The organism is Gemmata sp. SH-PL17 (assembly GCF_001610855.1).
GTDB lineage: Bacteria > Planctomycetota > Planctomycetia > Gemmatales > Gemmataceae > Gemmata > Gemmata massiliana.
In genome coordinates this window covers 6,609,203-6,621,352 of record NZ_CP011271.1, presented here as the reverse complement: position 1 = coordinate 6,621,352, position 12,150 = coordinate 6,609,203, and the positions used below count along the sequence as shown (strand labels likewise).

The following is a 12,150-nucleotide window of genomic DNA, read 5'->3' as shown; positions in this document are numbered from 1 at the left end:
ACGAAGACAAAAACCGTCAGCGCGTTTCCGCCCCGGAGGGGCCGGCGTTCGTAGCACAGGGCGGAAGCCCTGTGCGCTCTTACCCTCTTACTTCTTAGCCCACGTAGACGCCGCCGCTGAACGTCGGGTCGCCCGCGAGGAGGCTGGCCACCAGTACGCCGTTAACGAACGCCTTCACGTGCGGGCCGGCGCCCGGGCCGGCCCCGGTGAGCACGGCCGCGCTGCCGTTCACGGTCCCGACGCCCACGCGGACCCCGCCCCGGAACCCGGCGTCGTAGGCGAGGAAGCTCTGAATCAGCGAAGTGTCCGAGCCGTTGAACACCTTCACGTGCCCGCCCGGGGCGCCCGGGCCTGAGCCGGTGACGATGTCATCGAGCCCGTCCCCGTTCAGATCTCCGGCCGCGACGTACACGCCACCGGAGAACCCGGCATCGTAGGCTAAGAAGCTGCGGAGGAGCGCGCCGTCCTTGCCGCTGAATGCCTTCACGTGCGCCGTGGTGCCCGCCCCGGTACCCGTGACGATGTCGTCGAACCCGTCGCCGTTCACGTCCCCGACGCTCACGCGGACCCCGCCCCGGAACCCGATGTCGTAAGCGAAGAAGCTCTGGAGCAGCGCGCCGTTGGCGCCGCTGAACACCTTCACGTGCGGCGTCGCCCCCGCGTCCGCCGAGACGATGATGTCGTCGAACCCGTCGCCGTTCACGTCCCCGGACGTGACGAACACGCCACCAGAGAACCCGTCGAACGCCAGGAAGCTCCGGAGCAGCGTGCCGTCGGCGCTGAAGACCTTCACGTGCCCACCCGTCGCTCCCGCTCCCGCGCCCGTGATCGTGTCCGCTTGTCCGTCGCCGTTGATGTCCCCGGACGCCACCCGGATCTCGCCACCGAACCCGGCGAACGCGAGGATCGGTGTCCCCTGTTGGCCGGTCGCCGGGTCCACCGGGACCACCGTTCCCGGCGTCCCGTTCCCGGCGCCGACGCTGATGACGGTCGTGCTGGTGGCGGCGTCGTCGTTCGTGATCGTGCCGGTACCGGTGCCGGTCGCGATCGTCGTGTTCGTGGGGTTCGAGAGGACCACCGTGAACGTCTCGTCGGACTCGATCTCCGTGTCACCGGTGACGGTGACGGTGACGGTCTTCGAGGTCTCGCCCGGTGCGAACGTGAGCGTGCCCGAAGCGGCCGTGAAGTCGGTGCCCGCGGTCGCGGTTCCGGCCGCGGTCGCGTAGTCCACGGTCACGGTCTGGCTACTGGGGTTCGACAAGGTGACAGTAAAGGTGAAGCTCGTCCCGCCCGTGTTCCCTTCGGCCGCCGTCACGTTGTTGATGGACACGGTCGGGGGCGCGGTCGTGATGACCACGTCGTTCCCGTCGCCGCCGACGTAGCTGATCGTGAACGTCACCCCGCCGCTGGTGAAGGTCGCGCCCTCGGCCAGCCCGTTGAAGGTGCCGGTCACCGCGTCGACGAGGTCGTTGTCGATCAGGATAAAACTGGTGCCCGCGACGGGCGTGAACCCGAGCGTGACGGTCAGGGTCGAGCCGGTCACGTCCACCGCGCCGGTGACGACGGCCTGGTCGTAATTCGTGCCGGGGGTGGTGCCGTTGACCTCGGCGCTGAAGGTGCCCCCCGTGGTCAGAGTCAGGGCGCCCGTGTTGAGCGTTCCCGGGGACGTGCCGGGGGCAATGGTGCCGCCGGTGTTCACCGTGACCGCGGGTACCGTACCCGTGCCGCCCAGGGTGCCGCCCGTGACCTGGACGTCCGAGCTAGTGGCGATGCTCCCGGTGACGAGCAGCGTGCCCGCGGACACGGTCGTGGTACCGGTGTACGAGTTGGTGCCGGACAGGGTGAGCACCCCGGTACCCGCCTTGGCGATCCCGCCGGTGCCGGAGATGTCGCCGGAAAACGTGGTGCTGGAGTTGTCGCCCCCGGCGGTGAGTGTGTTGGCGCCGAGGGTCACGCCGCCGGCGCCCGCGAGGGAACCGATCGTTTCGGCCGCCCCGAGGTCGAGCGCGGCTCCGGCGCTCACGGTGACGGCGCTGGTGTCGGCCAAGGCCGTACCGCCGTTGAGTGTGAGTGCGCCCGCGGACACGGTCGTGGCGCCGGTGTAGGTGTTGGCCCCGGCCAGGGTGAACATCCCGGTGCCGGCCTTGGTGAGCCCCCCGGTGCCGGAGGCGACGCCGGAGAACGTAGTGCTGGAGTTGTTGCCCCCGGCGGTGAGTGTGTTGGCGCCGAGGGTCACGTTGCCCGGGCCGGCGAGCGAGCCGATCGTTTCGCTCGCGCCCAGATCGAGCGTGGCCCCGGGGCTCACGGTGACAAAACTGGTGTCGGCCAGGGCGCTGCCGCCGTTGAGTGTGAGCGTGCCCGCGGAGACCGCGGTGACGCTGAAGGTGTTGGTTCCGGACAGGGTGAGCGCCCCGGTGCCCTCCTTGGCGATCCCGCCGGTGCCGGCGGCGATGCCGGAGAAGGTGGTGCTGGAGTTGTCGCCCCCGGCCGTGAGGATGCTCGCGCCGAGGGTCACGTTGCCCGCGCCCGCGAGGGAGCCGATGGTCTCGTTGGCGCCCACATCGAGCGTGGCCCCGGCAGAGACGGTGACGGCGCTGGTGTTGGCCAAGGCCGTACCGCCCGAGAGCGCCAGTGTGCCGGTAGCGACGGTGGTGGTGCCGGTGTACGTGTTGGCCCCCGAGAGGGTGAGTGTGCCGCTACCGGCCTTGGTGAGTGTTCCCGTGCCGCCGATGACGCCGGAGAACGTGGTGCTGGTGTTGTCGCCCCCGGCCGTGAGGAAGTTCACGCCGAGGGTCACGTTGCCGGCCCCGGCCAGGGACCCGATGATCTCGTCGGCACCCAGGGCCAGGGTAGCACCGCCGCTGACGGTCACGGCGGCCGTGTCCGCGATGGCCGAGTTGCCCGCGAGCGTGAGCGTGCCGGCGGAGACGGTGGTGGTGCCGGTGTACGTGTTGGCTCCCGAGAGGGTGAGTGTGCCGCTGCCGGCTTTGGTGAGGCCCCCGGTTCCGGCGGCGGTGCCGGAGAAGGTGGTGCTGGAGTTGTCGCCGCCGGCGGTGAGGGTGTTGGCGCCGAGGGTCACGTTGCCCGCACCCGCGAGAGAGCCGATCGTTTCGTTGGCGCCCACATCGAGCGTGGCCCCGGCGGCGACGGTAACGGCGCTGGTGTCGTCCAGCGCAGAACCGCCCGAAAGTGCCAGTGTGCCCGCGGAGACGGTCGTGGCCCCGGAGAAGTTGTTGGTGGTACCCGAGAGGGTGAACGTTCCGGTACCGGTTTTGGTGACCCCGCCGCTGCCGCCGATGCCACCGCTGAACGTGGTGCTGGTATTGTCGCCTCCTGTGGTCAGGGTGAACGCCCCGATGCTCAGGCTGCCCGCTCCGGCCAGGGAGCCGATCGTTTCGCTCGCGCCCAGGAAGAGTACGGCCGCTGCGTCGACGGTCAGGGCGCTGGTGTCGGCCAGGGCGCTGCCGCCATTGAGCGCGAGCGAACCCGCAGTCGCGGTCGTGGCTCCGGTGTACGTGTTGGCCCCCGAGAGGGTCAGTGTGCCGTTACCGGCCTTGGTGAGCCCGCCGGTTCCGGAGGCGACGCCGGAGAACGTGGTGCTGGTGCCGTCGCCGCCGGCGGTCAGGGTGAACGTGCTCAGCGTCACGTTGCCGGCGCCGGCCAGGGAGCCGATCGTTTCGCTCGCGCCCAGATTAAGCGTGGCCCCGGTGCTCACGGTGACGGCGCTGGTGTTGGCCAGCGCGGTGCCCCCGTTGAGTGTGAGCGTGCCCGCGGAGACGGTGGTGGCCCCGGTGTACGTGTTGGCCCCGGACAGGGTCAGGGTGCCGGTCCCGGCCTTGGTGAGCCCGCCGGTTCCGGAGGCGACGCCGGAGAACGTGGTGCTGGAGTTGTCGCCCCCGGCGGTCAGGGTGTTGGCGCCGAGGGTCACGTCGCCGGCTCCCGCGAGGGAACCGATGGTTTCGTCGTTATTCAGAGCGAGCGTGGCGCCGGTGCTCACGGTCACGGCTGCCGCGTCCGCAATCGCAGCGTTGCCGCTGAGCGCGAGTGTGCCCGCGGAGACGGTGGTGGCCCCGGTGTACGTGTTGGCCCCGGACAGGGTCAGGGTGCCGGTCCCGGCCTTGGTGAGCCCGCCGGTTCCGGAGGCGACGCCGGAGAACGTGGTGCTGGAGTTGTCGCCCCCGGCGGTCAGGGTGTTGGCGCCGAGGGTCACGTCGCCGGCTCCCGCGAGGGAACCGATGGTTTCGCTCGCGCCGAGATCGAGGGTGGCTCCGGCGGCGACGGTGACGGCGCTGGTGTCGTCTAGGGCGGTGCCGCCGTTGAGTGTGAGTGTGCCCGCGGAGACGGTGGTGGCCCCGGTGTAGGTGTTAGTGCCCGTGAGGGTGAGTGTGCCGGTGCCGGCCTTGGTGAGCCCGCCGGTTCCGGAGGCGACGCCGGAGAACGTGGTGCTCGTGTTATCGCCCCCGGCGGTCAGGGTGAACGTGCTCAGCGTCACGTTGCCCGCCCCGGCGAGCGACCCGATGGTCTCGTTCGCGTCCAGGTTCAGAGTTGTTCCGGCGGCGACGGTGACGGCGCTAGTGTCGGCCACCGCCGCCCCGCCGTCGAGTTCCAGCACGCCGCCCGAAACAGTGGTGGCGCCGGTGAACGTGTTCGTCCCCGACAGGAACAAGCTCGATCCACCGGACTTCGTCAGCACCGCGGTACCGTCGATGCTCAGGGAGATCGTGTTCGAGCCGGCGGTCGTCGTGTCCGTCACCGCCGTGTTCACGGTGACCGGCTGCGAACCGGTGATGGTGTAACCCGAGAAACTGAGCTGGATGTCGCTCACCGTCAGCGACGAGATGTCGTTGTTGCTCGTGAAGGTCGAGGCGGTGCCGTCGAACACCAGAACGTCGTCGGCCGAGTCCGGGACTTCCGTGTTAGCCGCTCCGTCGCTCCAATTCCCCGAAGTCGACCAGTCGTTGTTGCCCATTGCTCCGCCGATCCAGGTGAGGGTCGTGGGGACCGTGCGGTCCTCCAGGAGCGTCACGTGTAACCGCGTGCGCGCCGGGAGGGGGCACCCGGGGCGGAAAGAGCGGGCCTTCTGGAGCCGGCGGAGGAGGGTGGAAATCACGGTCACGGTGAAACCTCGCAGCTTGAGAATGAACGGCCCTCCGGCGGTTGGGGTGCCGGAGGAGAGGGGCCGAAACGGTCCGAGGTGCGGGGCGCGCGGCGTGATACGCGGCCCCACTCGCGCACGGGAATCGTTCCGACCCGGACAGCGGGTCGCGGGTCGGAGTGCGCCTGGTCGCTTCCCGTCACGAATAAGCGCCGGGTTACACCGCCGTGCGAGTCGAATACGAGCCTTCGGGCCGCGTTTTGGCCCCGTCCGAATTAACACATAGGCTGAAAAAATGGATGGAGCAAGCAAAATGGGTTATTTTGGCAGAAGAAATGGTCTGTGCGTTGCGCGAATGAGAGCGAGCGGAATAATGAGATTCGCTTTGGGTGAATCGATTTATGATATTTTTTAGAAAGGGTTTGCGGCGAGTAGTTGTGGGTGATCCGGTACGAGTCGTGTCGAGCCGGGTCGGGAAAAATACTAGTGCAGTTATTGGGAATTTGGTGTCCGATATCTACTGGCTTTTAGACGCGCAAATTTGCTTCCAGATTGCTTGTAGCGAGTTCCCGTGGGCCGCGCACGGGGCTTGTTCGCCTTGCAATTCTTTCCCCCTCGGGCTATTCCTCCCCATCCGAATTCGCGCGAGGTGTGCCGGGACGCGGCGTTGATGTAACGCTTTTGTCACAAGCGGAGAGCCACAGTCGAAACTGTTTGTATTCTTTTGTTCATATGTGTAGAATTGGGGAGTATGGGTAGCAGGGTCGTAGGCGAACCCCGCCTGCAAGGGCGGTGGGTGCTTATGCTCGTGTCGATGAACCCCTAACCACACGAGTGCCCGCTGTGAATTAGGGGGCGAAAGGTCACAAAGGAGCCGGAATTGTTAGCCAATGTTAGCAAAGCGGCGACGGCGGTTTAAGTGGGATATGTGTCTGAAATGTTTGAGGGCGCAGTAGTTAAGGCGGTTTTGCTCTCCGGGACATTGGCCCGCGGCCCAAAAGGTTAGCAATTGTTACTCGGGCCGTTTGCGAGAGCCAGCAGTTCGGGCAGTTCGGGTTCCAATCTGAGGTCCGAGACCACGTTTCACCCACAACCAGCCATGAACGACTCCACCGGAACGGCGTTCGACAAGCTCGACTACGCCCGGCGCGTATTGCGGACTGAGGCCGCCGCACTCGACGTCGTCGCCGGGCGCCTCGATGACGGCTTCGGTCGCGTCGCGGACGAGCTGTTCGCGTGCCGCGGGCGCGTCGCGGTGGTCGGCGTGGGGAAGTCCGCGGACGTCGGGCAGAAGATCGTCGGGACGTTCAACTCCACCGGCACCCGGGCCTACACCCTCGATGCGACCCGCGCCGTCCACGGCGACCTCGGCAGTGTCCACCCCGATGATGTGGCGCTGCTGCTCTCGCACAGCGGCGAGTCGGAAGAGTTAATTCGATTGCTCGGACCGTTGAAAAAACTCGCGTCGTCTCTGGTGGCGATCACGAGTAGCGCGGGGAGCACGCTCGGCCGCGCCGCGGTCGCCGCCGTCGTGTACGGCCCGATCAAGGAAGCGTGCCCGCTCGCGCTCGCGCCCAGTAGCAGCACGACGGTGATGCTCGCGCTCGGCGACGCGCTCGCGTTCACGCTGCTCGAACAGCGGCAGTTTACTGCCGACGAGTTCGCGAAATTCCACCCGGCCGGTTCGCTCGGGCGCAAGCTCGCGGTGGTTTCGGAGTGTATGCGGTGTGGGGCCGAACTCCGGATCGCGGTGCAGACGGACACCGTGCGCGAGGTGTTCGCGAAGGTGCGGCACACCGGTCGGCGCACCGGCGCGATCATGCTCGTGGACGCGGACGGGCGGCTCGCGGGGCTATTCACCGACAGCGACCTCGCGCGCCTCTTCGAGAACCGCGAGGATCGGCTCCTGGATTCGCCGATCGCGAACGTGATGACGCACGCACCCGTTGTAATCGGGCCGCACGCGCGCGTGTCTGTCGCGCTGGACGTGTTAAAGGCGCGAAAGTTTAGCGAACTGCCCGTTGTTGATGAGGGCGGTAAGCCCGTCGGAATGCTCGATATTACCGATCTGATCGGACTCGATCCGCTGGCCGGGGGCGCGGAAACTCGGCTAACACCGCGCGTGGTCGCACGCAAGAGCGCGTAAAGTGATGCAGACGTCTGACATTCCCGCGCGGGCCGCGGCCATCGAACTCCTGTTGCTCGACGTGGACGGCGTCCTCACCGACGGGCGCGTGGTCTACGCGGACGACGGGCGCGAGCTGAAGTTCTTCCACGTGCGCGACGGTTCGGGGTTGAAGTTGTGGCGCGCTGCGGGTAAGCGGGCGGCCATTGTTTCGGGACGAGATTCGCGCGCGGTGGAGCGCCGGGCGGCCGAACTGGGAATCGCCCCGGTCCTCCAGGGCCGCGACGACAAGCTCCGCGCGTTCGACGACGTGCTGGCCCTGACCGGCGCGTCCCCGGAACAGGTGTGCGCGATCGGGGACGACCTCCCCGATGTGCCAGTGTTGCGGCGGTGCGGGCTGGCGGTAGCGGTGGCGGACGCCTGTCCCGAGGCCCGCGCGGTGGCGCACTACGTGACCGCGGTGCCCGGGGGACACGGGGCCGTGCGCGACCTGATCGAGTGGTTGCTCAAGGTGCAGGGCCGGTGGGCCGAACTGACCACCGGTTACACCAACACATAACCCCGGAGTGGACGGTGCTGACGCCGCGGCGAACGATGTTGTTGCTCGCCGGTTTCGTGCTCTTCGCCGGCGCGTATGCCGTTTACGCACAACTCCTCGGCTGGCTCGACGGGTTGCCACAACTTCCCCCTCAAATGCTGGCGGTGCGCCCCCTCGGCGAGTTCGTGCCGCCCGAGAGTTCGACCGTTCTCAAAACCGAGCTGAAGCTGATCGAAGCGTTCGGCGCGAACAGCCCGGAAACGAACGGCGCGCACTACAAGATGCAGTTCGATTTCAAGAGCGGCGACTCGTCCGTGGTGGTCGCGTCCGGGATGCCGCCGGACAAGCCCAACTCGACCCGCGTGACTCTCACGCCGTTCAGCATCGCGGTCTTCAGTAAGCCGAAGCCGCCCCACCTCCGCCAACCGGGTGAGGTGACGGAGATCAGCACGGCCCACGCCGATAAGGGCGTGCTCGAGTTCGATCGCGTCATCAACAACCTCGCGGACATGAAGAAGGCGGCGCTCTTAAAGGTCGAACTCATCAGCGATTTTGAACTGGCGCTCCCGGACCCGCGGCGCGGGGTCGTTCACATCACCAACAACCAGCGGACGAACGACCCGAACCGGTTCCTGGTGCTCCGCACCGTCGGCCCGGTGTTCTACCGCAACCCGAAGACGGCCGGCGCGAACGCGACCGCACCGGACTTCTGGACGGACGCGCCGGTCGAGATCGTGGACCGACAGAACCTCCCGCGCTCGGTCGGTTCACCGGCGCCGGTCACGGCCCCCACCAAGAGTGAAGACAACCGCAACACGGGCGCGATCGCGGCGATTCTGAGCGGCCAGCGCCTGCCCCCGCCGACCCTAACGGCGGTCGGCCTCCGCGTGTACCTGGAACCGGACCCGCCCCCGAACCAGCCGAAGAAGGAACCGAAACCCGGTACGACTCCCGTGAAAGGGGTGCGCCGGATCGAGTTCCAGGAACAGGTGGTGCTGAACCTGTGGGTGAACAACGGGGAGTCGCTCGCGGGTACTACACCGGTGCAATCGAACGTGCCGAAGAGCAGCGGGCTCGCGTTCGTTCCGCCCCCGGCGGCGATCGCGGGGATTACCGGGGGACTCGGGACGGCCGCGTACAACACGCGACTCATGGACCGTGCGCTGCTCCAGATCGACACGCGCGGGCCGTTCGCCTACGACGCGGAGAAGTCGCTCGCGCGGTTCGACGTGGTTCCGCAAACGGACTCGAACCTGCCCAACGACGTCCAGGTGACGAAGATCCCCTCGCGCGGCGGCACGAGCAGCTTGTTCAGCCAGGTGCTCGAACTGGAGTTCAACGGCGGACCGACCGGCGCTTCGCGCGCGGCCAACACGCCGGCGATCAAGCGGCTCCACGCCTGGGTGAACGCGCCGGGGCGGTTCGTGACGGTGGCGTCGCAAGAGGAAACAGCCCCTCCCACTCCCGGCGCTGCACCAGGACTCAGTTCGACGCAGGCTTACGGGCGCGATCTCGTCCACGAACAGGCGGCCAGCAAGACGATTTTGAACGGCACTCCCGTTGTCGTCGTGCGCGACAACAACACACTCAAGGCCGGCACGCCCCAGGAACCGGCGACGCTCACGATCGAGCCGGGGCCGCCGATCGCGCAGGCCCAGGGCCAACCTCCCGTGCGCAAGCTGCAAATGACCGTGCGGGGCGCGGGCGAGGTGGCGCTGACCGATGCCGCGAACAACAATCAGCCGCTCCGCGCGGAGTGGAGGATCTCCCTCGTGCAGTCCAAGGAAGTCATTAGCGGGCGCGAACAGGACCGGTTCGATTTCACGGGCGACGCGAAGCTCGAAGACCGAAAAGCGGACTACTGGTTGAAGGGGAACGTGATCAAACTGTGGTTCCAACCGCGTGTCGAACCGCCCGCGGACGAGAAAGCTAGCACGGATACGAAAATCGCTGCCGGTGGATCACCACCCGCGGACGGGAAGGCCAACGCGGACACGAAAGTCGCCTCCGGCGGCGGACAACCGAAGCCGTCCCGCGTCGAGGCCATCGGGAAGGTAACGAGCCACTCCACGGATTACGACATCAAGGAGTCGGACCAGCTCACGGTTCACTTCATCGACGCCAATCCGGTTCCCACGGTCGGCGCGGTCGCCCAATCGAACAAGCCCGCTTCGCCCGACGCGGTCGCGTCCGGACCGCCTTCTCCGCCCACGGCGCCAGGGGCCGCGCCGAAACTGCCCGACCCGATGCCCCCGGCCGGGCCGGAAGCACCGAAACTGCCCGAGCCGATCGCGAAGGCGCCGGAGAAACCGAAGCCGCCGTTCGAGATCAGCGCGAAGACCATCGAGACGTTCGTTAAGCGGATACCGGTGGCGCCCGCCGACAAGCAGGCCGGGGGTAAGCCCGCGGACGAGAAACCCGCGGAACCGCCCGCGGCGAAGTACCAACTCGACCGCGCCCGGTGCGAGGACAACGTGGTCGTGCACCAGGAGCCGACCGACCCCAGTAAACAGCGGGGCGTCGACATCTTCGGCCGGCTCCTTCTGATCGAAGGGACGAACGACGGGAGCGTGATGACCGTCTTCGGCTGGCCGGACAAGATCGGCGAGGTCCACCAGGAGGAGATGTCGCTCCTGGGGCCGAAGATCGTTCTCAACCAGGTGCTCAACTCGGCGTCGGTGGACGGGCGCGGGTCGCTCACCATGCCGACCAAGAACAATTTCGCGGGGAGCGAACTCGCGCAGGCGGAAGTGGTCATCGTCCACTGGCGCGACTCGATGACTTTCAACGGGGCGCAGCGCTCCGCGGTGTTCACCGGAAAGGTCCGCGCGCACCAGGGCGAGTCGGCCGTGGAGTGCCACCGGATGGACGTCGTTTTCGACCGGCCGGTTTACTTCAACCAGGCGCGGAAGAAGCCCGCTCCGCCTCCGGGCGTGGACCCGAAAGACCCGATGACGGGGGCCGCGGCCAAGAAAGACGAGAGCGCGAAGATCGACAGGATCCGGTGTCACCGCGCCCCGGCCGACGAGGACGATAGCAAGGTCGAAAGCGGAGTTTTGTACACGCAGGTGGACTACGACAAGGACGGCAAACTGTTGAAAGCGCAGTGGCTCCGCGCGTCGGAACTGACGATGGAGGCCCAGGCACAAGAATCGAGCGGGGGCGAGAAGTTCCCGCGCGTGACCGCCGAAGGGCCGGACGGAAGGCTGCGCATCTGGCAGCGGGGCGAAGCGAACCCCGCCGGTCCGCCGGTGGGCGCGAAACCGGCGAAGGACGAACAGGAGATGAAACTCACGTTCATCAAGTTCACGGGCCGGATGATCGGCGTCGATAAGGCCAAACTGTACCAGGCGGCGACGTTCAGCGGCGAGGTCACGGCCATCCACGTACCGACCAATTCGCCCACGCTCGAAGTCGACGGCCTGGAATACAACCTGCCGCCCCGCGCGGTGCTGCTCACCTGTAACGACAAACTCCTCGTTTGGAGCCAGAAGGCGCAGGGCGATACGCCCGCCGCGCAGAACATGAAAGCGAGCGGGAACGCCTTCTTGCGGAGCGACGATTACGAGGGGACCGCGGCGACGATCGAGAGCCGCGGGAACGCGGTCACGCTGACCGGTAGTGAGGCGGCCGCGGCCCGTTTCTCGAACCGCTTCAGGGGGGGGAACGAGCAGATCGGTAAAGTCATCACCTACGACCGGAGCACGGGCGCATCGAGTATCAAGGAAGGGGCCGGTACGTCGATCGGAGCGCCTCCGAAGAACCGCCCCGCTACTCCGGCGCCCAAGAAGTGATTGCCCGCACCCAGGCGAACCCCGCCCGCAAGGGTGGCGGGTAGTTCGGGGTACTCGTGACTCAGGCAAACCCACTGCCCTTGCAGGCGGGGTTCGCTAACAGTTGTCTGGGAGTAGTTGCTTATAGAGGCGCGAGTCACAGCATCGGGCGGGGCGTCACTTCTTCGCGGTGCAGGGCTTCGCCATGATCGCGATGATGAGTTGCTCGCCGCCCTTCGTGCGGTGCGGCGTTACGACGGGGAAGAACTTGTCGCACGCACAGGCGTAAGTGACCGCGTCCATGCCGGGCGGGTTGAGGGTCAGGCTGATCCGCCCCTTCTCGTCCTTCGACTGGTCCACCTTCATTTTCAGTTCTTGCTTGTCGGTCAGTGAGATCGTGGTATTGCCGCCGACTGGGATCGACTTGCACTCGGTCGCCACGAGCTTGAAGCCGGTCAACTTCGGGTCGCGCTTCTGTACTTCCTTCGCGAGTTCCTTGAGTTTCGGATCGACGGTCGTGTTGTCGGCCGTGGCGAGCACGATTACCACCGTGACGCGCACGGGATCTTCGGTGGGGCACGCCACGAACATGTACGCGACCAGAACGAGAGCGGACATG

5 protein-coding genes are annotated in these 12,150 nt (G+C 67.0%); 3 read left to right on the top strand and 2 right to left on the bottom strand.

Features of this window, described 5'->3' with window-relative positions; translation table 11 throughout:
- Nucleotides 1-94 precede the first annotated feature (94 nt).
- The gene (locus VT84_RS27275; protein WP_082843427.1) at nucleotides 95-5,116 is read right to left on the bottom strand and encodes a beta strand repeat-containing protein; all 5,022 of its coding nucleotides are present in this window, start codon (nucleotides 5,114-5,116) and stop codon (nucleotides 95-97) included.
- 1,078 nt (nucleotides 5,117-6,194) lie between these two features.
- On the opposite strand from VT84_RS27275, the gene VT84_RS27270 reads away from it, so the two are divergent.
- From VT84_RS27270 to VT84_RS27260, 3 genes are read left to right on the top strand one after another with little or no spacing between them, the layout of a single operon-like run.
- Nucleotides 6,195-7,241 carry an SIS domain-containing protein gene (locus VT84_RS27270; protein WP_082841720.1) on the top strand — a complete coding sequence of 349 codons (1,047 nt, stop codon included), beginning with the start codon at nucleotides 6,195-6,197 and terminating at the stop codon, nucleotides 7,239-7,241.
- Nucleotides 7,242-7,245: 4 nt separating this feature from the next.
- Nucleotides 7,246-7,779 (top strand): KdsC family phosphatase, encoded by a 534-nt coding sequence (locus tag VT84_RS27265; protein WP_052557391.1) that lies wholly within the window; start codon nucleotides 7,246-7,248, stop codon nucleotides 7,777-7,779.
- Nucleotides 7,780-7,793: 14 nt separating this feature from the next.
- Nucleotides 7,794-11,552, top strand: coding sequence for a hypothetical protein (locus VT84_RS27260; protein WP_082841719.1), 3,759 nt, complete (start codon nucleotides 7,794-7,796; stop codon nucleotides 11,550-11,552).
- Nucleotides 11,553-11,708: 156 nt separating this feature from the next.
- On the opposite strand, the gene VT84_RS27255 is transcribed toward VT84_RS27260, so the two are convergent.
- Nucleotides 11,709-12,149, bottom strand: a complete 441-nt coding sequence (locus VT84_RS27255) for a hypothetical protein (protein WP_082841718.1) — start codon at nucleotides 12,147-12,149, stop codon at nucleotides 11,709-11,711.
- Nucleotide 12,150 lies beyond the last annotated feature (1 nt).

Excerpts from the sequence above, each read along its gene's own strand:
- VT84_RS27270 (WP_082841720.1), top strand. The coding sequence starts at position 6,195 with ATGAACGACTCCACCGGAACGGCGTTCGACAAGCTCGACTACGCCCGG.
- VT84_RS27265 (WP_052557391.1), top strand. The coding sequence starts at position 7,246 with ATGCAGACGTCTGACATTCCCGCGCGGGCCGCGGCCATCGAACTCCTG.
- VT84_RS27255 (WP_082841718.1), bottom strand. The coding sequence starts at position 12,149 with ATGTCCGCTCTCGTTCTGGTCGCGTACATGTTCGTGGCGTGCCCCACC.